At 72.5% G+C, this 23,091-nt stretch carries 23 protein-coding genes; 17 read left to right on the top strand and 6 right to left on the bottom strand.

The window, feature by feature from the left end; genetic code table 11:
* Nucleotides 1-9: 9 nt before the first annotated feature.
* On the top strand, nt 10-849 hold the full coding sequence (locus tag KSK32_RS14765) for a DUF3027 domain-containing protein (RefSeq protein ID WP_216931737.1): 840 nt from the start codon (nt 10-12) through the stop codon (nt 847-849).
* A 4-nt stretch (nt 850-853) separates the two neighbouring features.
* Here the strand turns inward: KSK32_RS14765 and KSK32_RS14770 are convergent, their stop codons facing one another.
* Nucleotides 854-1,072 carry a DUF2530 domain-containing protein gene (locus KSK32_RS14770; RefSeq protein ID WP_254187972.1) on the bottom strand — a complete coding sequence of 73 codons (219 nt, stop codon included), beginning with the start codon at nt 1,070-1,072 and terminating at the stop codon, nt 854-856.
* Nucleotides 1,073-1,210: 138 nt separating this feature from the next.
* Here KSK32_RS14770 and KSK32_RS14775 point away from each other — a divergent pair, with 138 nt between their 5' ends.
* From KSK32_RS14775 to thpR, 5 genes are all read left to right on the top strand, one after another.
* Nucleotides 1,211-2,692: an NCS2 family permease gene (locus KSK32_RS14775; protein WP_216931738.1), complete on the top strand. Its 1,482-nt coding sequence runs from the start codon at nt 1,211-1,213 to the stop codon at nt 2,690-2,692.
* A 61-nt stretch (nt 2,693-2,753) separates the two neighbouring features.
* On the top strand, nt 2,754-3,203 hold the full coding sequence (locus KSK32_RS14780; RefSeq protein ID WP_216931739.1) for a MarR family winged helix-turn-helix transcriptional regulator: 450 nt from the start codon (nt 2,754-2,756) through the stop codon (nt 3,201-3,203).
* A gap of 68 nt (nt 3,204-3,271) precedes the next feature.
* Entirely contained in the window at nt 3,272-4,558 is a 1,287-nt protein-coding gene (locus KSK32_RS14785; protein WP_216931740.1) for an MFS transporter, read from the top strand.
* Nucleotides 4,559-4,633: 75 nt separating this feature from the next.
* Nucleotides 4,634-5,143: a hypothetical protein gene (locus tag KSK32_RS14790; RefSeq protein WP_216931741.1), complete on the top strand. Its 510-nt coding sequence runs from the start codon at nt 4,634-4,636 to the stop codon at nt 5,141-5,143.
* 4 nt (nt 5,144-5,147) lie between these two features.
* Nucleotides 5,148-5,738, top strand: coding sequence for an RNA 2',3'-cyclic phosphodiesterase (thpR, locus tag KSK32_RS14795; protein WP_216931742.1), 591 nt, complete (start codon nt 5,148-5,150; stop codon nt 5,736-5,738).
* A 51-nt stretch (nt 5,739-5,789) separates the two neighbouring features.
* Here thpR and KSK32_RS14800 read toward each other — a convergent pair whose 3' ends face one another.
* The 4 genes from KSK32_RS14800 to KSK32_RS14815 form a co-directional block, all read right to left on the bottom strand.
* Nucleotides 5,790-6,776 (bottom strand): aldo/keto reductase, encoded by a 987-nt coding sequence (locus tag KSK32_RS14800; protein ID WP_216931743.1) that lies wholly within the window; start codon nt 6,774-6,776, stop codon nt 5,790-5,792.
* A gap of 63 nt (nt 6,777-6,839) precedes the next feature.
* The gene (gene sepH / locus KSK32_RS14805; protein ID WP_216931744.1) at nt 6,840-7,928 is read right to left on the bottom strand and encodes a septation protein SepH; all 1,089 of its coding nucleotides are present in this window, start codon (nt 7,926-7,928) and stop codon (nt 6,840-6,842) included.
* A gap of 191 nt (nt 7,929-8,119) precedes the next feature.
* The gene (serC, locus tag KSK32_RS14810; protein ID WP_216931745.1) at nt 8,120-9,247 is read right to left on the bottom strand and encodes a phosphoserine transaminase; all 1,128 of its coding nucleotides are present in this window, start codon (nt 9,245-9,247) and stop codon (nt 8,120-8,122) included.
* Between the two features lie 283 nt (nt 9,248-9,530).
* Entirely contained in the window at nt 9,531-10,637 is a 1,107-nt protein-coding gene (locus tag KSK32_RS14815; RefSeq protein WP_013283721.1) for a citrate synthase 2, read from the bottom strand.
* 272 nt (nt 10,638-10,909) lie between these two features.
* On the opposite strand from KSK32_RS14815, the gene pdxH reads away from it, so the two are divergent.
* The 7 genes from pdxH (at nt 10,910) to KSK32_RS14850 (ending at nt 16,819) form a co-directional block, all read left to right on the top strand.
* Nucleotides 10,910-11,539 (top strand): pyridoxamine 5'-phosphate oxidase, encoded by a 630-nt coding sequence (gene pdxH, locus KSK32_RS14820; protein ID WP_216936095.1) that lies wholly within the window; start codon nt 10,910-10,912, stop codon nt 11,537-11,539.
* Nucleotides 11,536-12,828: an MFS transporter gene (locus KSK32_RS14825; RefSeq protein WP_216931746.1), complete on the top strand. Its 1,293-nt coding sequence runs from the start codon at nt 11,536-11,538 to the stop codon at nt 12,826-12,828. The genes pdxH and KSK32_RS14825 overlap by 4 nt, the downstream gene beginning before the upstream one ends.
* Nucleotides 12,829-12,844: 16 nt before the next feature.
* Nucleotides 12,845-13,771 (top strand): aldose 1-epimerase family protein, encoded by a 927-nt coding sequence (locus tag KSK32_RS14830; protein WP_216931747.1) that lies wholly within the window; start codon nt 12,845-12,847, stop codon nt 13,769-13,771.
* A gap of 2 nt (nt 13,772-13,773) precedes the next feature.
* Nucleotides 13,774-14,376 (top strand): nitroreductase family protein, encoded by a 603-nt coding sequence (locus KSK32_RS14835; protein WP_216931748.1) that lies wholly within the window; start codon nt 13,774-13,776, stop codon nt 14,374-14,376.
* A gap of 53 nt (nt 14,377-14,429) precedes the next feature.
* Nucleotides 14,430-14,735, top strand: coding sequence for a type II toxin-antitoxin system VapB family antitoxin (locus KSK32_RS14840; protein ID WP_013283726.1), 306 nt, complete (start codon nt 14,430-14,432; stop codon nt 14,733-14,735).
* A gap of 31 nt (nt 14,736-14,766) precedes the next feature.
* On the top strand, nt 14,767-15,927 hold the full coding sequence (locus tag KSK32_RS14845) for an acyl-CoA dehydrogenase family protein (RefSeq protein WP_216931749.1): 1,161 nt from the start codon (nt 14,767-14,769) through the stop codon (nt 15,925-15,927).
* A 115-nt stretch (nt 15,928-16,042) separates the two neighbouring features.
* Nucleotides 16,043-16,819: a DUF4230 domain-containing protein gene (locus KSK32_RS14850; RefSeq protein WP_216931750.1), complete on the top strand. Its 777-nt coding sequence runs from the start codon at nt 16,043-16,045 to the stop codon at nt 16,817-16,819.
* A gap of 81 nt (nt 16,820-16,900) precedes the next feature.
* Here the strand turns inward: KSK32_RS14850 and KSK32_RS14855 are convergent, their stop codons facing one another.
* The gene (locus KSK32_RS14855) at nt 16,901-17,104 is read right to left on the bottom strand and encodes a PspC domain-containing protein (protein ID WP_026267959.1); all 204 of its coding nucleotides are present in this window, start codon (nt 17,102-17,104) and stop codon (nt 16,901-16,903) included.
* Between the two features lie 795 nt (nt 17,105-17,899).
* Between KSK32_RS14855 and KSK32_RS14860 the strand changes: the two genes are divergently transcribed.
* The 4 genes from KSK32_RS14860 (at nt 17,900) to KSK32_RS14875 (ending at nt 23,075) form a co-directional block, all read left to right on the top strand.
* Entirely contained in the window at nt 17,900-19,270 is a 1,371-nt protein-coding gene (locus KSK32_RS14860) for an L-serine ammonia-lyase (protein WP_216931751.1), read from the top strand.
* A 65-nt stretch (nt 19,271-19,335) separates the two neighbouring features.
* Entirely contained in the window at nt 19,336-20,163 is an 828-nt protein-coding gene (locus KSK32_RS14865; RefSeq protein WP_216931752.1) for an ABC transporter permease, read from the top strand.
* Nucleotides 20,164-20,907, top strand: coding sequence for an ABC transporter ATP-binding protein (locus KSK32_RS14870; RefSeq protein WP_216931753.1), 744 nt, complete (start codon nt 20,164-20,166; stop codon nt 20,905-20,907).
* 185 nt (nt 20,908-21,092) lie between these two features.
* Nucleotides 21,093-23,075 carry a DUF5941 domain-containing protein gene (locus KSK32_RS14875; protein WP_216936097.1) on the top strand — a complete coding sequence of 661 codons (1,983 nt, stop codon included), beginning with the start codon at nt 21,093-21,095 and terminating at the stop codon, nt 23,073-23,075.
* Nucleotides 23,076-23,091 lie beyond the last annotated feature (16 nt).

Raw genomic sequence — 23,091 nt, forward strand, 5'->3', positions numbered from 1 at the left:
TGGACGGGCATGGGGAACAATGGTCAGGTGACCAGGCCCGCCTCCGCCCGCGCTCCCCGGCTCGACCAGGTCTGCGCCGCCGCCGTCGAGGTGGCCCGCGACGCGATCACCGAGGTGGAGCCCACCGACATCGGCGATCATCTCCAGGCGGTCGCCGAGGGCGACCGGGTCGTCACCCACTACTTCGAATGCCGGATGTCCGGTTACCGCGGCTGGCGCTGGGCCGTCACGGTGACCCGGGTGCCGCGCAGCCGGCACGTCACCGTCTGCGAGACGGTGCTGCTGCCCGGCCCGGACGCGCTGCTCGCTCCGGGCTGGCTGCCCTGGCAGGAACGGCTCAAGCCGGGCGACCTGGGCCCGGGCGACCTGCTGCCCACCCCGGCCGACGACGAGCGGCTCGCCCCCGGCTACCTGCTCTCCGACGACCCGGCCGTGGAGGAGACCGCCTGGGAGCTGGGCCTGGGCCGGGCCCGGGTGCTGTCCCGGGAGGGCCGCGCCGAGGCCGCCCAGCGCTGGTACGACGGCGACCACGGCCCGGACGCCGCGATCTCGGCCGCCGCGCCGGCCGCCGCCCGCTGCGGCACCTGCGGTTTCTACCTGCCGCTCGCCGGTTCGCTGCGCCTGGCGTTCGGCGCCTGCGGCAACTTCTACGCCCCGGACGACGGCCGGGTGGTGAGCGCCGACCACGGGTGCGGCGCGCACTCGGAGACGCTGGTCGAGTCGGCCGAGACGCCCGTCGACGAACTGCCGACCGTCTACGACGACAGTGCGGTCGAGGCCATGACCGTCAGCCGGGCCCCGGGCTCCGTGGAGGCGGCCGAGCCGGCGGAGCCGTACGGCCACCCCTGACGGGTCAGCGCGCTCGCTGCGCGGCGGTCGCGCGCCGACGACGCCGGTTGGCGTCGTGCCGCATCATCACCGCCAGGCCGGGGAAGCCCCACAGGAAACCGGCCAGGCAGGTCCAGAGCCAGTTCTGCCGCCCGGACTCGGTGAGCCAGTCCCGGAAGAAGATCAGCAGCACCAGGCCCGCCACCGCCCAGGCGATCAGCCCGGCGACGGCGAACGGCACCATCGGCGGGTCGAGCGGCTCCGGCCGCGGCTGCTGCTCCTGTGGCACCGGCCCAGCGTACGTGATCGTTCTTCCCTGCCTGCCAGGTGATCTGGGACGATGCGCGCGACAAACCCGGCCGATGACCTAGATGAGGAACCGATGTCCATTGCTCCGCCGCCGGATCACGGCACACCGCCCGATCCCGCGCATCCACGAAACGCCTTCGACCGCTTCTTCCTGATCTCGGCGCGCGGGTCGACGCTGAGCCGGGAGCTGCGAGGCGGCTTCGCCACGTTCTTCACGATGGCGTACATCGTGGTGTTGAACCCGCTGATCCTGGGCAGCGGGGAGGACGGCGACGGCCGTTCGCTGGCCATTCCGGCGCTCGCCGCGGCGACCGCGCTCGTCGCCGGCCTGATGACCATCCTGATGGGCGTGGTGGCCCGGTTCCCGATCGCGCTCGCGGCCGGCCTGGGCGTGAACGCGCTCGTCGCCTACGAGATCGCGCCGCAGATGACCTGGGCGGACGCGATGGGCCTGGTGGTCATCGAGGGTGTGCTGATCGGCATCCTGGTGCTCACCGGTCTGCGTACCGCGGTGTTCCGCTCGGTGCCGACGCAGCTCAAGACCGCGATCGGCGTCGGCATCGGTCTGTTCCTGACCATCATCGGCCTGGTCGACGCCGGTTTCGTGCGGCGCGTGCCGGACGCCGCGAACTCCACGGTGCCGGTCGGGCTGGGCATCAACGGCAAGATCGTCAGCTGGCCGATGCTCGTCTTCGTGGTCGGCCTGCTGATCACCCTGGTCCTGGTGGTGCGCCGGGTCCGAGGCGCGATCCTGATCGGCATCCTGGCCTCCACCGTGCTGGCCATCGTGGTCGAGGCGATCGCCAACGTCGGCCCGTCCTTCGTCGACGGCAAGCCGAACCCGAAGGGCTGGGCGCTGAACGTGCCCGAGCTGCCCAAGCAGATCGTCGACCTGCCCGACCTGTCGCTGCTGGGCCAGTTCAACGTGCTGAACTCGTGGAGCCGGGTCGGCTGGCTGGTCCCGCTGATGTTCATCTTCACGCTGCTGATCACGGACTTCTTCGACACCATGGGCACGATGGTCGCGATCGGCCAGGAAGGGGACATGCTCGACGAGACGGGCACCCCGCCGAAGGCCAAGGAGATCCTGCTCGTCGACTCGATCGCCGCCGCCGCGGGTGGCGCGGCCTCGGTGTCCAGCAACACGTCGTACATCGAGAGTGCCGCAGGTGTCGCGGAGGGCGCCCGGACCGGCGTGGCGAACCTGGTCACCGGCGCGTTGTTCCTGCTCGCCATGTTCCTGGCGCCGCTGTCGCTGATCGTGCCGTTCGAGGCCGCCTCGACGGCGCTGGTGGTGGTCGGCTTCCTGATGATGACGGCGGTCCGCACGATCGACTGGACCGACTACGAGATCGCCATCCCGGCGTTCCTCACCATCGCGCTGATGCCGTTCACCTACTCGATCTCGAACGGCATCGGGGCCGGCGTGATCAGTTTCGTGCTGCTGAAGGTGGCGAAGGGTAAGGCCCGGGAGGTCCACCCGCTCCTGTACGGGGTCGCCGCGTTGTTCATCGTGTACTTCCTGCGCGGGCCGGTCGAGTCCGTGTTGCTCTGACGCTGGTGAGCCTGGTCATAACGCATGTCGTTAGCCAGGCTCATTAGTTAAGCTAACTAGTGTGACGGAGCGGACGGTGACGGCGAAACGCGTGCCACCGGCGCAGCTGGCTCCTCAGCTGCGGGATGCGATCACCCGGCTCAACCGGCGGGTCCGACAGGCCCGGCCGGTCGGCGACCTCACGGTCACCCAGCTGTCGGCGCTCACCAGCCTCAAACTGGCGGGCGCCCTCACGCCACGGGAGCTGGCCGACGTCGAACGGGTGCAGCCGCCCACGATGACGAAGATCGTCGCGAAGTTGGAGGAACGCGGCCTCGTGCAGCGGACCCCCCATCCGACCGACGGACGGCAGGTCATCCTGGCGGCGACCGAAGGGGGACGGGCCGTACTCGACCAGTTCGAGCGGGTCCGTGACGAGTGGCTGGCCACCCGGCTGGCCGCGCTGACCGAGGACGAACGCGAAACGCTACGGCGAGCCGCGGACATCCTCCAGGGCATCGCTCGCGCCTGACACCGCCGCCCGCGGTTCGCCTCGTCATCTGTGGATGAAGCGTACCGACGCAAGGAGGCGCACCTAGAGTGCAGGCCAAGCTGAGCACGATGTTCCAGTCCCTACGAGTCCGTAACTACCGACTCTTCGCCACCGGACAGCTGATCAAACTGATCGGCGTCTGGATGATGTTCATCGCCCAGGACTGGCTCGTCCTCGAGCTCAGCGACAACTCCGCGACCGCGCTCGGCGTGGTCACCGCGTTGCAGTTCACCCCCGTACTCCTGCTCACGCTGCTGTCCGGCCGGCTCGCCGACCGCTACGACAAGCGGATGCTGCTCTTCGTCGCCAACGCGTTCTGGACCGTGCTGGCGCTCGCCATGAGCGTCCTGGTCCTCACCGGCCTGGTGCAGCTCTGGCACGTCTTCACCTTCGCCGCCCTGCTCGGTGTCGCCAACGCGGTCGAGACGCCCGTCCGCCAGGCGTTCGTCTCCGAGCTGGTCGGCATGCCGCTGCTGCCGAACGCGCTCTCGCTCAACGCGGCCGTGTTCAACTCCGCCCGGATCGTCGGCCCCGCCGTCGCCGGCCTGGCCATCGCCGCCGTCGACGTCGGCCCGGTCTTCCTGGTCACCGCGCTCAGCTCGATCGCCCCGCTGGTCAACGTGGTCCGGATGCGTACCGACGAACTGCACCGCAAGGACCTGCCGCCGGTTGGCGAGCGGGACCAGGCCCGGGTGGTCGACGGCCTGCGGTACGTGGCACGGCGGCCGGACATCCTGCTGCCGATGGTCCTCATGTCGGTGATCGGGATGAGCCTGTTCAACTTCCAGCTCACCCTCGCCGCGCTCGCGAAGACCGTGTTCAACACCGGCGCCGCCTCGTTCGGCCTGTTCAGCACCGCGCTCGCGGTCGGTGCGCTGGTCGGTGCGCTGGCCGGCACCGGACGGCGCAGCCGGCCCTCGGTCTGGCTCGTGCTCGGCGCCGCGATCGGCTGTGCGGTCTTCGGCACGCTGGTCGGGCTCGCCCCGGCGTACTGGCTGGTCGTGACGCTGCTGCTGCCCGCCGGGTTCTTCATGATCTACTTCGCCCAGGCGGCCAACCAGCGGGTGCAGCTCGGCGTCGACGCGTCCTTCCGGGGACGGGTGATGGCCCTGTGGGTGCTGGTGTTCCTGGGCACCAACCCGGTCGGCGCGCCGCTGATCGGCTGGGTCGCCGAGACGTACGGCGCCGGCGCGAGCATCTGGGCCGGCGGCCTGATCTCGCTGACCGCCGCGCTGCTGGCGCTCGCCTGGCAGCTGCGCCGCTCCGGCGCCCGGCTGCGGATGCGGGTGCTGCCGATGCCCCGCTTCTACGTGGTGTCGCCCGGCGCCGAGTAACTCCGACAGCAGGTCGTACCGGTCCGATTACCCAAACGGGTGGCGGGCCGGTGCGGCAGGGCTTAGCGTCGATGTGTGGAAGTGGGGCAAGGGCTGCTGCTGGCGCTGGCGATCCTCGCCGTCTGCTGCCTGCCTGCCCTGTTGGCGCTGCTGTTCTGTGCCGACGAGATCATTGATCGGGTCGCCTGCGGATGGGCCGAGTGGCGGGAGCAGCGCCGGGAACGCCGTACCATCGCGCGGCTCGACCGGGCCATCGAGGCCGAGGCGCTGACCCGCGACATCGACCTCACCGAGTTCGACAAGGACGGCCGCCGCCCGCTGGAACAGCTCGCCACCGACCTGCGCCGGCTCGGCGGCCACCGGCTCGCCGCCGCCGACCGCAGCGTGGTGTGGCACGGCGCGGTCATCGAGGCGTACGACGAACGGCTGCGCGCCGCCTGCCACGCGCTCGGCATCGCCGAACACCTGGCCGAGCTGGACGGCGTCGACCGGGAGATCGAACGGGTACGAGTCGAAGGGCTGCTGCACGCCGCCGGGCTGACCCTGCCGGCCGCCCGCGCCGCGCACCACCAGCGGCACCGCTGACCGGGTGCGTCTCTTCGCGGCGATCTACCCGCCCGCCGTGGCCGTCGCGGACCTGACCGCCCGGATCAAGGGCCTGCGGGTCGCGTCCGCGCGCCACGCCCGGCTCACCGATCCGGCGAACCTGCACCTCACGCTCGCGTTCCTCGGCGAGGTGCCGGACGGCCGGCTCCCCGATGTGGAGCACGCGCTCGCCTCGGCCGCCCGGGCGGCTCGTTCCCCGCTGCTGCGCCTCGCCGGTGGCGGCAGCTTCGGTCCGGGGCGGTCCACAGTGCTCTGGGTCGACGTGTACGGCGAGGTCGAGGCACTCGACGCGCTCGCCCGGTCGATCCGCGGCGGGCTGCGCGAGGCCGGGCTGCCCTGCGACGACAAGCCGTTCCGCGCGCACCTGACCATCGCCCGCCCCGGCGACCGGGTGCCCGAGGCCGACATCCGCGCGGACGTGCACACGCTGGACGACTATGCCGGGCCGCAGTGGACGGCCACCGAGCTGCTCCTGATCCGCAGCCACCCGGGCCGAACCCCGCGCCACACCCGCGTCGCCGCCTGGCGGCTGGGCGCTGGAGGGCTGGGAGCTGGCGGGCTGGCGGGGCGTTAAGAAGGGGCCCCTCCTCTACCGGAGGCGTTAAGAAGGGGCCCTTCCTTACACCTACCAGGCCCAGGCCTCGGGGCCCGGGCCACCGTTGCCCACCGGCGGGAACAGCTCGTCGAGCCGGGTCAGCGTCGACTCGTCCAGGTGGACGTCGAGGGCACCCAGGTTCCGGTCGAGCTGGTCCATCGTGCGCGGGCCGACGATCGGGGCGGTCACGCCCGGCCGGGACAGCAGCCACGCCAGCGCCACGTCGGCCGGGTCGTGGCCGAGGTCGGCACAGAGCTTCTCGTACGCCTCGATGGTGTTCCGGTGCTCGGCCAGCGCGTCGGCCGAGCGGCCGGTGGTGCCGCGCGCCGCGCTGCCCTCGGCCATCTTGCGGATGATGCCGGAGAGCAGCCCGCCGTGCAGCGGCGACCAGGGGATGATGCCCAGCCCGTAGTGCTGGGCGGCCGGCACGACCTCCAGTTCGACGTACCGGGTCAGCAGGTTGTAGATGCACTGCTCGGAGACGAGGCCGAGGAAGTTGGGCTTTCCGGCTGCGGCCTGCGCCTGCGCGATGTGCCAGCCGGCGAAGTTGGACGAGCCGACGTAGATCACCTTGCCCTGGGCGACGAGCGTCTCCATCGCCTGCCAGATCTCCTCCCACGGCGTGGTCCGGGAGATGTGGTGCATCTGGTAGAGGTCGATCGTGTCGGTCTGGAGGCGGCGCAACGAGTCCTCGCAGGCCCGGATGATGTGCCGGGCGCTCAGGCCCTGCTCGTTGGGCCACTCGCCCATCTTGCCGTACACCTTGGTGGCGAGGACGACCTTGTCGCGGCGCCCGCCGCCCTGCGCGAACCAGCGGCCGACGATCTGCTCGGTGACACCCTCACCGAGCTTCCAGCCGTAGACGTTCGCGGTGTCGAAGAAGTTGATCCCGTGTTCGAGCGCCCGGTCCATGATGGCGAAGCTGTCCGGCTCGTCGGTCTGCGGACCGAAGTTCATCGTGCCGAGGCAGAGTCGGCTCACGGACAGGCCGGTGCGTCCCAGGTTCGTGTACTCCATGCCTCCACCCTGGCACGCCGGCACTTCGAGTGCCTTGTCGACGAGCCAGGGTGGAGCGATGGATCAGGATGATTCGCGGGCCGCCGGGCCGGTGCCGAACAGCACGTCGTCCCAGCTCGGCAGCCGCTTGCGCGGCTTGCCACCGGCCTCGGCGGACTCGGCGGCCGCACCGCCGGTCGCCGCCGCGGGGCCGGTGCGGCGGGGCCGCAGCACGGCCAGCGAGGGTACGGCCGGGATCTCCTTCGGCGCGTCCGAGTCGTCGTCGAAGGCCGAACCCTGCCCACCACCGAGCAGCGCGGCGGCACCACCGGCGACGGCCCGCTGACGGGGCGCCTCCGGCCCGGCCAGCGCGGCCGGGGAACGGGTGTCGAGACCACGCCCGGACGTGCCGCCGAGCGGACGGTCCAGCGAGGCGAGCAGCGCGTCCCGGCCGGCGCGGATCGGGTCACGCCCCGGACGGGCGTGCTCGGAGGCGGCCGGCAGGCCGTGCCCACCCCGGCTCGGCTCGCCGCGCGACGGACCGGGCAGCGCGTGACCGCCCCGCTCCGGCGCCGGCTCCTGGCCGAGGATCGGCGTGGGCCGCTCGGCGCACAGGTATTGCGCCATGTCGTCGTGCGGGGCGACGTTCTGCCGGGTCTTGTCCAGATCCCACACCGCCTGGGCGGTGGCCTTGCCGGACGGCCAGGTCGCGATGATCCGCCAGGTGCCGTCGTCGCGGCGGTAGGCGTCCCACGAGATCTTCTCGGTGTCGATGCCGTGCTGGGCGAGCCGGCCGTTGACGACCTCGGCCAGCGGGGTCGGCTTCTCCGCGCCCTTGAGCCGGGTGCGGCGGGCGTGCTGGGCGAGCATGGCCCGCTCCTGGAGCACCGGGCCGGCGTAGCGCAGCACCCGGTCGACTGGTACACCGGCGATGCGGGCGACGTCCTCCGCGGACTCGCCGGAGCGGATCCGGGCCTGGATGTCCCGTGGGGACAGCGACGGGGTCGGGTCGGTGGCGCTCGGCACCACCGCGAGCGGCGGGGCGCCCGGCTCGGCGTGCAGCGCCGACGCGATCCGCTCGTCGATGGGCAGCGCCAGCAGGCGCCCCACCTCGTCGGCGAGCACCAGGGCCTGGCCGTCCTCGGAGAGGGCGACGAAGCGTACTGGGCGCATGGGCTTGCCTCCGTCCCGCTTCGCTGGCCGTCACGCCACGGGAGCCGGCCACCCGGGCGTCTCGCACCACCGTACGCTCATCTACCCGCCGATGGGGACTGCGACACCCCGGCATGTCGTGACTGAGCTGCGGTAATGATCACGGTGGGTGGCCGCCGGAGCCCCGACGGCCACGCACCGTGACCACGTGATCAGAGTCGCTCGACCACGTAGTCGATGGACGCGGTGAGCGCCTCGACGTCGGCCGGCTCGACGGCCGGGAACAGCGCCATCCGCAGCTGGTTGCGGCCCAGCTTGCGGTACGGCTCGGTGTCGACGATGCCGTTGGCGCGCAGCGCCTTGGCGATCGCCGTGGCGTCCACCCCGTCGGCGAAGTCGATGGTGGCGACCACGTTGGACCGCAGCGCCGGGTCCGGCACGAACGGCGTGGCGAACGACGAGCGCTCGGCCCAGCCGTACACGATGCCGGCGCTCTCGGCGGTGCGCTTGGCCGCCCAGGCCAGCCCGCCCTGGGAGTTCATCCAGTCGGTCTGCTCGGCGGCCAGGAAGATGGTCGCCAGCGCCGGGGTGTTGTACGTCTGCTCCAGCCGCGAGTTGTCGATCGCGGTGACCAGGTCGAGGAAGGCCGGGATGTAGCGGCCCGACTCCTTGACCTCGGTGGCCCGGGCCAGCGCGGCCGGCGACATCAGGGCCAGCCAGAGCCCGCCGTCGGAGCCGAAGCACTTCTGCGGGGCGAAGTAGTAGACGTCGGTCTGGGCGACGTCCACGTCCAGGCCGCCCGCGCCGGAGGTGGCGTCGACCAGCAGCAGCGAGCCCTCGTCGGCGCCCGCCACCCGGCTGATCGGCACCGCGACGCCGGTCGAGGTCTCGTTGTGCGGGGTGGCGTAGACGTCCACGCCGGCCTCGGCCACGAGCGTCGGGGCGCTGCCCGCGTCGGACTTGCGCACTGTCGGCTCACCGAGGAACGGCGCGTCGGAGACCGACTTGGCGAACTTGGCGCCGAACTCGCCGAAGCTGGCGAACTGGGCCCGGTCGCGGATCAGGCCGAACGTGGCGACCTCCCAGAACGCGGTGGTGCCGCCGTTGCCGAGCACCACCTCGTACCCCTCGGGCAGGGAGAAGAACTCGGCCAGGCCGCGGCGCAGCCGGGCCACCTGGTCGCGGACCGTCTTCTGCCGGTGCGACGTGCCCAGGTAGCTGGTGGCGACGTCGGAGAGGGCGGAGACCGCGGCCGGACGGACCTTGGACGGGCCGCAGCCGAAACGTCCGTCGGCGGGCTTGAGATCGTCGGGAATCCGGATGGTCGGTGCGTCAGCCACGGTCTTCAAGATCCTTCCGCATGGGCGAGGGCGGGCCCTTCGTGCGGGTTCGGACCGATGGCCGGGCGTGCGCCGGGCGCACGAGGCGGCCGGGGTCCGAGCCCGGCCGGCAGCGCTGCCGGCCTTCATCCTCGCACCCGGGCGGGCCGGGCCGGCGGCTGGTCCCACGGTGGGCGCTGAGTCGTACGCCACAGCGGCGCAGCACCTCGTGGGCACGGAGGCGGGCGTTAAGAAGGGGCCCCGCCTCTACCGGAGGCGTTAAGCGGGGCCCCTTCCTTACACCTCAGACGCCGTGCGGGATGGCGTCCCAGCCCTCGACCTGCTGCGGCTTGCGCGGACCGTGGCCGACGTACGTGGCCGACGGCCGGACCAGCCGCTGGAGCTTCTTCTGCTCCAGGATGTGCGCCGACCAGCCGCCCATCCGGGCGCAGGTGAACATCGAGGTGAACATGTGCGCCGGCACCTCGGCGAAGTCCAGCACCACGGCCGACCAGAACTCGACGTTCGTGGCGAGGACGCGGTCCGGGCGGCGGGCCTGGAGCTCGGCCAGCGCGGCCTTCTCCAGCGCCTCGGCGACCTCGAAGCGGGGCGCGCCCAGCTCCTTGGCGGTACGCCGCAGCACGCGGGCGCGCGGATCCTCGGCCCGGTAGACCCGGTGGCCGAAGCCCATCAGGCGCTCGCCCCGGTCCAGGACGCCCTTGACGTACCCGTCGGCGTCGCCGCTGCGCTCGACCGCCTCCAGCATGCTGAGCACGCGGGACGGGGCGCCGCCGTGCAGCGGGCCGGAGAGCGCACCGATGCCGGAGGAGATGCAGGCCGCGGCGTCCGCGCCGGTGGAGGCGACGATCCGGGCGGTGAAGGTGGAGGCGTTCAGGCCGTGCTCGGCGGCCGAGATGAAGTACGCGTCGACGGCCTTGACGTGCCGCGGGTCGGGCTCACCGCGCCAGCGCTTCATGAACCGCTCGACGATGGTCTCCGCCTTGTCGATCTCCTTCTGCGGCACGGCCGGCAGGCCGAGGCCGCGCGCCGACTGGGCGACGAAGGACAGCGCGGTGACCGACACCCGGGCCAGGTCCTCGCGGGCCTGCTCGTCGGAGATGTCGAGAAGCTGGTTGAGCCCCCAGTACGGGGCGAGCATGGCGACCGCGGACTGCACGTCGACGCGGATGTCACCGGAGTGCACCGGCACCGGGAACGGCTCGGCCGGCGGCAGACCCGGGCCGAACCGGCCGTCCACCAGCAGCGCCCAGACGTTGCCGAACGAGACCTGGCCGATCAGGTCCTCGATGTCCACGCCCCGGTAGCGCAGTGATCCCCCCGCGCGGTCGGGTTCGGCGATCTCGGTCTCGAAGGCTACGACGCCCTCCAGCCCCGGTTTGAAATCGGACATGTCGTCTCCTGGCTTCGGCTCGGCGCGCCCGGGCGGGCTGATCGAGCCCCGCAGCTCAGGCGACCCTTCAGGGAATGGTTCGTGACATCTTGCCCGGTGGGTAACGAGCTGCGCGACCCACAGCCACTGTGCGCCACGCGACATCCCCGCCGGTGGACGCCCGTTCGGGGAGGAGAAGACTGGGTACCGGGGCCTGGCCAGCGTCGGGGGACGCCGGCACGCCCGGGAGAGGGACTACCACAGTGACAGGCGACACACCCGCCCCGGCCGGCATGCGTAACGAGTACGCGGCCGACCTGGGCCTGACCGAGACGGACCTGGCAGCGGACTGGCACACCCAGTTCGCCCGCTGGTTCGCCGACGCGGTGGCTCATCCGCTGCCGGAACCGAACGCGATGGTGCTCGGCACGGCCGACGCCCGGGGCCGGCCCAGCGGGCGCACGGTGCTGCTCAAGGGGTACGACCCGGAGGGCTTCGTCTTCTTCACCAACCACGGCTCGCGCAAGGGCACCGAGGTGACCGGGAACCCGTGGGCCAGCCTGGTCTTCCCCTGGTTCCCGATGCAGCGGCAGGTGATCGTGACCGGCCGGGTCGAGCAGGTGGACCGGGCCGAGACCGAGGCGTACTTCGCGAGCCGGCCGCGCGGTTCGCAGCTCGGGGCGTGGGCCAGCGCCCAGTCGACGGTGGTGCCGGACCGGACCGCGCTCGACGCGGCGTACCGGGCGGCGGCCGAGCGGTTCGCCGACGTGGACCCGATCCCCGCGCCGCCGTACTGGGGCGGGTTCCGGGTCCGTCCGGAGACTGTCGAGTTCTGGCAGGGCCGGGCCAGCCGGCTGCACGACCGGCTGCGCTTCCGGCGTACCGGGGACGGGGTCTTCGTCGTCGAGCGGCTCGCGCCGTGACCGATGTCACGTCGGCCCGGCGGCGGGGTGCGCGCCGCTGGGCGATCGACCTGCGTCCGCTGCGCGTGCCCGCGTACCGGCGGGTCTGGACCGGCAACGCGATCGCCATGTTCGGGTTCCAGTTCACCGCCGTGGCGGTGCCGGTGGAGATGTTCGACCTGACCGGCGGCTCGCTCTGGGTCGGTCTGCTCGGCATCGCCGGGTTCGTGCCGCTGCTGATCTTCGGGCTGTGGGGCGGCGCGGTGGCCGACGCCCGGGACCGCCGCCGGGTGCTGCTGGTCGGCGGCGCCGTGCTCTGGGCCTCGACGCTCGGGCTGCTGGTGCAGTCGCTGGCCGGCGCGCGCAGCCCGCTGCTGCTCCTGCTGCTCGTCGGCCTCCAGTCGACCGCCTTCGCGATCACCTCGCCGGCCCGCAGCGCGATCCTGCCCCGGCTGGTGCCCGCCGAGCTGGTCCCGGCGGCCACCACGCTGAACTTCACCACGTTCACCGCCGCCGCCGTCTTCGGCCCGCTCGCGGCCGGGCTGATCTTCGCGGCCTGGCAGGTCGGGGTGGCGCTGCCCATCGCGTACGCGGCGGACGCGCTGCTGTTCACCGCGTCGCTCTGGGCCACGCTGCGCCTGCCCGCGATGCCGCCCGCGCCGGACCCGGACGGCGGTGTCCGCAAGGCCGGGTTCGCCAGCATCGTCGACGGCTTCCGCTACCTGGCCACCACGCGGGTGCTGCTGCTCTCGTTCGCCATCGACCTGATCGCGATGATCCTGGCCATGCCGCGGGCGCTCTTCCCCGAGCTGGCGCAGGAGCGCTTCGGCGGCGCCTCCGCGGTGGGCTGGCTCTACAGCTCCATCGCCATCGGCGCGATGCTCGGCGGCCTGACCTCCGGGTGGATCGGCCGGGTCCGCCGGCAGGGCCTCGCGCTCACCGTGGCGGTGGTCGGCTGGGGCGTGGCGATCGCGTTCGCCGGGCTGGCCGGGCAGCTGTGGGTGGCGGTGGTGCTGCTGGGTGTCGCCGGTGCGGCGGACCTGGTCAGCGCCACGCTGCGCCAGTCGATGCTGCTCGTCTACGCGCCGGACCGGATGCGCGGCCGCCTCCAGGGTGTGAACACGGTGGTGGTCGCCGGTGGCCCGCGTCTGGGCGATCTGCGCGCCGGTGCGATGGCCGCCGGTTTCGGCACCGGCTTCGCCATGGTCGGTGGCGGTCTGGCCGCCGCCGTACTCGCGGTGCTGCTGGTGGTGGCGTTCCCGGCGCTGCTGCGTTATCGCTCGACCACTCCCGCCGAGGAGCGCCGCTGACGGTAGGGTCGCCGACATGGGGATCGACGCGCAGCCACCGTCCGGGACACAGTGGACCATCGCGGCCGACGGCCACGAGGCCGTCGTGGTCGAGGTGGGCGGCGGGCTGCGGGCCTACCGCCACGACGGCGTGGACCACCTCGACGGGTACGCCGAGGACGAGGTCTGCCCCGGCTCGGCCGGGCAGGTGCTCGCGCCCTGGCCGAACCGCATCCGGGACGGCGTCTACACGGTCGGGGAGCGGTCGTTGCAGCTCGACCTCACCGAGCCGGAGCGGCGCAACGCCCTGCACGGCCTGGTGAACTGGGTGCGGTGGCAGCCGGTCGAGCAGTCGGCGGACAGCGTGACCATCGGCTACGACCTGCCGCCGAGCCCCGGCTACCCGTGGGCGCTGCGGCTGCGGGCCCGGTGGAGCGTCGGCCCGGACGGCCTGCGGGCCGAGCACGAGGCGACGAACGTCTCCGGCGAGCCCGCGCCGTTCGGCTTCTCCGTGCACCCCTACCTGCAACTGCCCAAGGTCGGCGTGGACGAGCTGCGGCTGCACGTACCGGCCCGGCGGCGGGTGCTGGTGGACAGCCGCATGCTGCCGGTCGCCGCCGCCGAGGTGACCGGCTCCGAGTTCGACTTCACCAGCCCCCGGCCGATCGGCGACCTGGTGCTCGACACCGCGTTCGGTGACGTCGAGCGGGACGCCGACGGCGGCTCGGCGGTGGTGCTGAGCGCGCCGGACGGCTCGTCCGGGCTGCGGATCTGGGCGGACCGCGAGTTCGGCTGGTGGCAGGTGTTCACCGGCGACACCCTCGGCGGGGAACGGCACCGCCGGTCCGTGGCGGTGGAGCCGATGACCTGCCCGCCCGACGCGTTCCGCTCCGGCAAGGACCTGATCGTGCTGGAGCCGGGGCAGACGTGGCGGGGCGCCTGGGGCGTCCACCCGGAGGTCTGAGCGTGGAGTTCGCCGAGGTCGTCCGGCGTCGCCGGATGGTGCGCAACTACGACCCCGACCGGCCGGTGCCGCCGGAGGTGGTGGATCGGCTGCTGGACCACGCCGTCCGGGCCCCGTCGGCCGGGTTCTCGCAGGGCTGGGGCTTCCTGGTGCTGGAGGAGCCCGAGGACCGGGAACGGTTCTGGGCCGCGACCACGCCTGACGGCGGCGGCCGGGAGCGCTGGCTGACCGGGATGCGCCGGGCGCCGCTGATCGTGGTGCCGCACGCCAACCGCGACGCCTACCTGGACCGCTACGCCGAGGCGGACAAGGGCTGGTCGGACCGCGCCGAGGACCGCTGGCCGGTGCCCTACTGGTACGTGGACACCGGTTTCGCGGCGCTGCTGATGCTGCTCACCGCCGTCGACGAAGGGTTGGGTGCCTGCTTCTTCGGCGTTCCGCCGCAGCGCATCGGGGCGTACCGGGAGGCGTTCGGGGTACCGCCCGAACTGCACCCGATCGGCGCGATCACAGTAGGTTACCGAGCTGTCGACCACCGGTCACCGTCGCTGCGCCGAGGGCGGCGTCCGGTGCAGGATGTGGTGCGGCGGGGACGGTGGACCTGAGCGGTTAGGCTGACATCCACATTGTCAGCCTGGCCTGGGGAGGAGAGCACGCCGTGATCTTCAGGGCGGTCCGGGACGGGCGTCCCTACCCGGAGCACAACCTCACGCTGAAGCAGTGGGCCGAGATCCCGCCGCGCCCGCTGCGGCTCGACCAGCTCATCACCACCAAGCGTGAACTGGCGCTGGACAAGCTGCTCGCGGAGGACTCCACCTTCTACGGCGACCTCTTCCCGCACGTGGTGCAGTGGAACGGCGGCCTCTACCTGGAGGACGGCCTGCACCGGGCGCTGCGCGCGGCGCTCCAGCAGCGCAACCAGATCCACGCGCGGGTGCTCGTGCTCGGTGACCAGGGCGAGTGACGCCTCCTTGAGTCTTGGTTAAGGTGACGCCATGACTCCTCTCGACCTGCTCGACATCGATGCGTCGCTCAGCGACGAGGAGCGGCAGATCCGCACCGTCGTGCGCCGGCTCGTGACCGACCGGGTACGCCCGCACGTCGCCGGCTGGTACGAGGACGGCCAGGTGCCGGCCCGCGACCTGGCCCGCGAGTTCGGCAAGCTCGGCCTGCTCGGCATGCACCTGACCGGGTACGGCTGCGCCGGCGCGTCGGCAGTCGCGTACGGGCTGGCCTGCCTCGAACTGGAAGCCGGCGACTCCGGCGTCCGGTCGCTGGTGTCGGTGCAGGGGTCGCTCGCCATGTACGCCATCTGGCGCTACGGCAGTGAGGAGCAGAAGCAGCGCTGGCTGCCCGCGATGGCGGCCGGCGAGGCGATCGGCTGTTTCGGGCTCACCGAACCCGACCACGGCTCCGACCCCGCCTCGATGGCCACCCGGGCCCGTCGCGACGGCGACGACTGGATCCTCAACGGCAGCAAGCTGTGGATCACCAACGCGCCGATCGCCGACGTGGGCGTGATCTGGGCGCGTACCGACGAAGGGGTGCGCGGCTTCGCCGTACCGATGGACACGCCGGGGGTGACGGCGCGCGAGATCCGGCACAAGATGTCGCTGCGCGCGTCGGTGACCGGCGAGATCGCGCTCGACGACGTCCGGCTGCCGGCTGATGCGCGACTGCCCGAGGCGATCGGGCTCAAGGCGCCGCTGGGGTGCCTGACCGAGGCCCGGCACGGCATCGTCTGGGGCGCGCTCGGCGCGGCCCGCGACTGCCTGGAGACGGCCCTGGAGTACGCGACCACGCGCACCCAGTTCGGCCGCCCCCTCGCCGGTTTCCAGCTCACCCAGGCCAAGCTCGCCGACATGGCGGTGGAGTGGAACAAGGGGATGCTGCTCGGGCTGCACCTGGGCCGCCTCGCCGACGCGGGCACGCTGCGGCCCGACCAGGTGAGCGTGGGCAAGCTGAACAACGTCCGGGAGGCGCTCGCCATCGCCCGGCAGTGCCGCACGATCCTCGGCGCCAACGGCGTCTCGGGCGAGTACCCGGTGATGCGGCACGCCAACAACCTGGAGAGCGTACTCACCTACGAGGGCACCTCCGAGATCCACCAGCTCGTCATCGGCCAGCGGCTGACCGGCGTTTCCGCGTTCGCCTGACCTGCGGTTTCACCCGATCCGGTCGCTCGGCGCGCGACTGTCGCAGGATGGCCGTACCGTCATTGTCAGTCGATGTGTCGGACGAGGACTCTGTCGGACGAGGACGGTGAGGGCGATGACCCGCGACGGTGACATCAACGAGCCCACCCGGGAGTTCCCGGGCTACCCCACCAGCGAGTCCCTTCGCGACCGGGCGGAGGGCTCGCCCGAGCACGACCGCGAGTACGCCCCCGGTGCCCCGGCGTCGGGCGGTGGCCCGGCCCGCGGCCTGCTCTGGGTGCTCGGCGCGGCGGCGCTGGCGGTGGTGGTGCTGCTCGGCGTGCAGGCCACCGGTCTGCTGCCCGACTTCCGCAACCCGTTCGCCAAGGAGCAGACCGACCGCAGCCAGCCGCCGCTGCTCAAGTCGATCCGTGACCTGAGCCGTTACGTCGCCGCCGAGGGCAACTTCCAGGTGGTGGTCGACGTGCAGAACGACAGGCGCAACGTGCCCGACTTCCTGCTCAACGAGCGCACGCTGTTCGTCGGGGCGGGCCGGGTCGAGGCGTACGTCGACTTCACGAAGATCGCCGACGGCGCCGTCGTGGTCTCCGAGGACGGCAAGTCCGCCGAGATCAAGCTGCCCGCGCCGCAGCTCGGCGAGACCGACCTGGACATGGACAAGAGCTACGTGTTCGCCGAGCAGCGCGGCCTGATCAACCGGCTCAACGACCTGATCGCGGGCGACCCCAACCGGCAGCAGCAGATCTACAAGCTCGCCGAGGACCGGATCACCACCGCCGCCCGGGACAGCGGCCTCACCACCCGCGCCGAGGAGAACACCCGCAAGATGCTCGAAGGGCTGCTGCGCTCCCTCGGGTACGAGAAGGTGACTGTGACCTACACCGCGCCCTGACCACCAGTACGTCGCGCGCCCGCCCCGGTGGCCCGGGGCGGGCGCGTTCGCGTGTGTGCCGGCGTCCCGGCTCGTGTCGTGTCAGCGGGTGGCGAGGTAGCGGTCCTCGTTCGGCATCAGGATCCACAGGACCAGGTAGACGATCACCTGCGTGCCGGGCAGTAGCAGCGACAGCAGGAACAGCAGCCGGACCATGCCGGCCGACATGCCGAACCGCTGCCCCAGGCCGGCGCAGACACCGGCGATCATGCGCCCCTGGCGGGGCCGGACCAGTTTGCGACTCATCGTCGTCTCCCACTTCTGCGGCGATCCGCCGCGCTGATTCCACGGTAGAAAGGGGTTCGCGCCGCGCCCTCAGTCCCGAGGAGGATCGGCGACCCGGGCACCCGTAGGTGCTTACCCCGGACCGCCCCCACCGACGCCCACACACTCCGTCCCCGCCCTCGCCCCGCCCTCGCGCCCGTCCTCGCGCCCGTCCTCGCGATCTTGCAGTTGCGGCCCCCGTTGTGCCCGATTCGCACCCTTATCTCGGGGCTGCAACTGCAAGATCGCGGGAGTGGTGGGGGTGGCCGTCAGGGGAGCGCTGCTCGGCGAGGGCTGCTGCGTCGAACGCTTTCCGCCTCGCGGGAAGGGTGTTCCGTCGACTGGGATCAGTGGAGATCTTGGTAGGAAAGTGCCCCTATGGGGGCCTTTTGCTACCAAGATCTCGGCGGGCTGGCGGGCTGGCGGGCTGGCGGGCTGGCGGGCTGGCGGCTGGACCATTGCGTCGATCTTGCAGTTGTGGCGCCTCTCGAATGGTGCTAAGCGGACATCCTGGGTGCCATAACTCCAAGACGACGGGGAGGGGCGGGGGCGGGGAGTGGCGGGGGCGAGGAGGGGTGGGGCGAGGGCGGGCGGGGGCGGGGTCCTGGGTCGGGGCGGGCATGTGGCGGAGCGGGGACGGGTATTCACGGGGGCGAGGTAGGCTCGCCGGTCGAGCGCCCCCACCCCGGGCGTCGGCCGTCTACCCGCCCGGCGGGCGCGGCACCCACGCACCGGCTCGGATCCGCACAACGGGGACGACGGCGAGGAAAGCAGCCAATGATCAGTGTTTTCGATCTTTTCAGCGTCGGTATCGGGCCATCCAGCTCGCACACCGTCGGGCCGATGCGGGCCGCCCGTACGTTCGTGGCGGGCCTGAAGGCCGACGGGCAGCTCGCCGACGTGGCGCGGGTACGGGCGGAGCTGTTCGGCTCGCTCGGCGCGACCGGGCACGGGCACGGCAGTGACCGGGCGGTGCTGCTGGGGCTGGAGGGCGAGGTCCCGGAGACCGTCGACACCGACTCGGTCGGGCCGCGTGTGGAGCGGATCCGCACCCAGCGGCGGCTCGACCTGTTCGGCAGCCAGGGGATCGACTTCGACCCGGACGCCGATCTGGTGCTGCATCGCCGGCGCTCGCTGCCGTACCACCCGAACGGGATGACGTTCGCGGCGTACGACGCGGCCGGGAACGAGGTGCGGACGCGCACGTACTACTCGGTCGGCGGCGGGTTCGTGGTGGACGAGGCAGCCGCCGGGGCGGACCGGATCAAGGCGGACACCACCCGGGTGCGGCACCCGTTCCTGACCGGCGCGGAGCTGCTGACTGTCACCTCCGGGACCGGCCTGTCGATCAGCGAGGTGATGCTCGCCAACGAGCTGTCCTGGCGCAGCGAGACGGACGTCCGGGCGGGGCTGCTGGAGATCTGGCGGGTGATGCGCGAGTGCGTGGAGAACGGCTGCACCCGTGACGGCGTACTCCCGGGTGGGTTGAAGGTCCGGCGGCGCGCGGCCGAGATGCGGCGCAGCCTGGAGGCGGAGACCGGCAGCCAGGATCCGCTGCGGGCGATGGACTGGGTGACGCTGTTCGCGCTGGCGGTCAACGAGGAGAACGCGGCCGGCGGGCGGGTGGTCACCGCGCCGACGAACGGCGCCGCCGGGATCATCCCGGCTGTGCTGCACTACTACACCCGGTTCGTGCCGGGTGCCTCCGAGGAGGGCGTGGTCCGGTTCCTGCTGGCGGCGGGTGCGATCGGCGTGCTGTTCAAGGAGAACGCGTCGATCTCCGGCGCCGAGGTGGGCTGCCAGGGCGAGGTGGGTTCGGCGTGCTCGATGGCGGCGGCCGGGCTGGCCGAGGCGCTCGGCGGTACGCCGGAGCAGGTGGAGAACGCCGCCGAGATCGGCATGGAGCACAACCTGGGGCTGACCTGCGACCCGGTGGGTGGCCTGGTGCAGATCCCGTGCATCGAGCGCAACGCGGTGGCGAGCATCAAGGCGATCACCGCGGCCCGGCTGGCGTTGCGGGGCGACGGGGTGCACGCCGTGTCGCTGGACAAGGTCATCAAGACCATGCGGGAGACCGGCGCGGACATGAAGGTCAAGTACAAGGAGACCGCGCGCGGCGGGCTCGCCGTCAACGTGATCGAGTGCTGACCCCGTTGGGGTGATCCGGCGCGTGCCGGGGCCGGGGCCGTGCCGGACGGGGCGACGATGGTGCGGTGACGTCAGGCGTCGCGGCGCTCTGGTCCGCCCGCACCTCGCTGCGCATCCTGGTCCGCCGGGATCTCGCGGTGAAGTACCAGCAGTCGGTGCTGGGCTACTTCTGGTCGCTGATCGAGCCGCTCGGCATGGGCCTGATCTACTGGTTCGTCTTCGGCGTGCTCTACTCCGGCGCGACCCGTCGGCACCTGGGCGAGGCGGCCGGGTCGTACCCGCTGTTCCTGATCACCGGCATCTTCGCCTGGATGTGGGCGAGTTCGGCGCTGACCGAGGCGGCGAACGCGCTCACCGGGCAGTCGCGGCTGATCACCACGATGAACCTGCCCCGGCCGATCTTCCCGATCGGGCGGGTCACCGGTCGGTTCGCCGAGTACCTGGCCGGGCTGCCGATCCTGGCCGCCGTCGCGGCGCTCTACGCGAGCCAGGGGAAGATCCGCCCCGGCTGGAGCCTGCTCGCCCTGCCGCTCGCGGTGGCGGTGCAGTTCGTGCTGCTGGTGGGTCTGGCACTGCTGCTGTCGGCGGGCAACGTGCTGATGCGCGACATCGAGCGCACGATGCGGCTGATCATCCGGCTGCTGTTCTACGCGACCCCGATCATCTACCCGCTCGACCTCGTGCGGGAGTCGGGCATGCCGGGCTGGCTCAAGATCGGGTACGAGCTGAACCCGCTGGTCGGGATCTTCCAGCTGCACCACGCGGTCTGGTATCCGGACGAGTTCCCTGACGCCCGGCTGCTCACGATCACGGTGTCCGGCAGCGTGCTGGTGCTGGCGCTCGGCTGGTGGGCGTTCCACCGCCTCGAACCGGCAGTGCTGAAGGAACTCTGAATGGCCCCGATCATCGAGGCGGACGGGCTCGGCATCCGGTTCGTCCGTAACCGGCGCCGTCAGCTGCGGCTGCGGGAGCTGATCGTGCACCGGGGCGCCCGCGACCCGGACGCGGGCCGGTTCTGGCCGTTGCGCGACCTGTCGTTCCGGGTCGAGCCGGGCGAGACGGTCGGCGTGGTGGGCCGGAACGGCACCGGCAAGAGCACGCTGCTGCGGCTGATCGCCGGTGTGCTCATCCCGGACGAGGGCTCGATCCGGGTACGCGGCCGGGTGGCGCCGCTGCTCGAACTGTCCGCCGGGTTCTCCGGCGACCTGACCGGCCGGGAGAACCTGTACCTGGTGGGCGGGCTGCACGGGCTCTCGTCGGCGTACCTGCGGGAACACTTCGACGAGATCGTCTCGTTCGCCGGTGAGCAGGTGGAACGCGCCATCGACACGTCGGTGCGGCACTACTCGTCGGGGATGAAGGTGCGGCTGGGCTTCGCGGTGATCGCGCACCTGCCGCACCCGGTGCTGCTTGTGGACGAGGTGACAGCGGTCGGGGACGCGGAGTTCCGTGCGAAGTGCTATGCGACCATCGAGCGACTTCTCGCGGAAGGGCGCACGCTGGTGCTGGTGTCACACAACGACAAGGACCTCACCCGGTTCTGCCGTCGGGGGCTCTACCTCGACGCCGGACGGCTGATCGTCGACGGGACGATCGACGAGGCGCTGGCCGCCTACGCCGACGCGGCGAAGCGGTGACGCTCGCGATCGTGCTCGCCGCTGATCCGGCGGCGAGCCACCTCACCGAGCCGCCGGGCCGCCCGACCGAGCCGGGCCGCCCGACCGAGCCGGGCCGCCCGACCGAGCCGGGCCGCCCGACCGAGCCGGGCCGCCCGACCGGGGCGACGGCGGGCCGACTCGACGGGGAATCGCTCACCGAACGCCTGGCCGCGCAGTGGCGCCGGGCCGGGGCGGACGACGTGCGCGTCGCCGCCGACCTGACCGAGCTGGCCGACCTGGTGGCCGACGCGACCGGCCCGGTGCTGGTCAGCGGCGCGGATCTGGTGGCGCACACGGCCGTACTCAGGCATCTCGCGACCAGCCCGGTCGGGCCGACGGTGGCGCTGGTGCTCACCGATCCGCCCGCTCCGGGGCAGGCCACTGTGCGCGAGGAACGCGGGCAGGTGGTCGAGGTCGGCGCCGCCGACGCGAGCGGCGTGTTCGGTGGCGCGCTGCGGGTGGGCGCGGCCGACCTGCCCGCGCTGGCCGACGCCGCCCGCCGCGCCGCCGGTAGCGCCCCCGGAGGGGCCTGTGCGCCGGACGCGCGCCTGGTCGAGCCGGTGCCCGCGCCCGGCGTCAGCGCCGTCGACGTGGCGTCCGCGCCGGGCGTGGCCGCCGCCGACGCGCCGTCCAAGACCGGCGCCGGCGACGCCGGGGGCGGGCCGCTGGGCGCGGTGGACCGGCTCGTGGCCGGCCTCGCCGCGCGCGGCACGCTGATCTTCGCCCATCGGGTACGTCTGCTCGTGGCGCACCGGGTCGGCGACGAGGCGCAGCGGGCGGCGGCCGAGGCGGCGGTGGCGGCCGTGGACGAGGACCGTGCCGAGTTGAAGCTGTCGGTGAAGGAGCGGGACGACTTCTTCACCACGTTCTTCGTCAGCACCTGGTCCCCGTACGTCACGAAGGCGGCAGCCCGGATCGGGATCGGCCCGACCGGGGTCACCATGGTCTCGGTGGCGTTCGCGGTGGCCGCGGCTGTGCTGTTCGGCGCCGGTGGGCGGCCCGCGCTGGTGGCCGGCGCGGTCCTGCTCTACCTGGGGTTCGTGCTGGACTGCGTGGACGGGCAGCTGGCCCGCTACACCCGGCACTTCAGCGCCTGGGGCGGCTGGCTGGACACGATGGCCGACCGGTTCAAGGAGTACGTGGTCTACGCCGGTCTCGGCTTCGGGGCGACGCACGCCGGGTTCCGGTACGGCTGGGCGCTGGCGCTGGCCGCGATGACGTTGCAGACGGTGCGGCACATGACCGACACCTGGTACGGGGCGCTGCACGACGAGGCGGCCCGGCGGCCGAAGGTGGTGAGCGCCGACGCGGGCGGCATCGGCGGGAAGCTGAACGCCGCGTCGACGCGGGTGCAGGCGGACACCGGCTCGGTGTCGTACTGGCTGAAGCGCACAGTGGTGTTCCCGATCGGTGAGCGGTGGGCGCTGATCGCGATCGCCGCCGCGCTGTTCGGGCCGCTGGTGGCGCTGGTCACGGTGCTGGTCTGGGGCACGCTGGCGTTCGCGTACACCCTGGGGTTGCGGACCCTGCGGGCGCGGTGGATGCGGGTGCCGGTGCTGACCACAGTGGACGCGGGTCTGCACCGCGACGACGGCCTGCTGGCCCGGACGCTGCAGTCGATGCGCAGGCCGTTGCCGGTGGCGCTGGTGGCCGTGCTGGGCGCGGCGGCGCTGCTGGGCTGGGCGCTGTGGGCGGTGCACGGCGGGCGCGACGTGCCCGGCTGGGGGGTGGTTCTCGCACTGGTGCTGCTGGCGGGCGCGGCTTCGCGGGCGCCGCACGGCGGTTCGCTGGACTGGCTGGTGCCTGCTGCGTTGCGGGCCGCCGAGTACCTGTTCGCCATCGCGGTCGGGGTGGCGGGCCGGGCGCCGGCCTGGCTGATCTTCGGGTACGTCCTGGTGCTGACGCTGCACCACTACGACCTGACGGCCCGGCTGGAGAAGCGGCAGTCGGCGCCGCCGCTGCACGCCGCCACGCTGGGCTGGCTGGGGCGCTCCGTGCTGCTGGCAGCCGCGGCAACTGCCGGAACTGTGAGCTTCGCTCTGGCTACAATGACTGCGTACCTTTTCGTGGTTTTTGTCGCGAGCGTGGTCCTCGCCTGGGTGGTCCTGCCGGCCCGCGCCCGTGGGGGTGTGCGCTCGCCGGGCTGACGGAGGGCGGGCCGGG

The sequence above is a fragment of the Micromonospora sp. WMMB482 genome, assembly GCF_019038635.1.
Taxonomy (GTDB): Bacteria; Actinomycetota; Actinomycetes; order Mycobacteriales; family Micromonosporaceae; genus Micromonospora; species Micromonospora marina.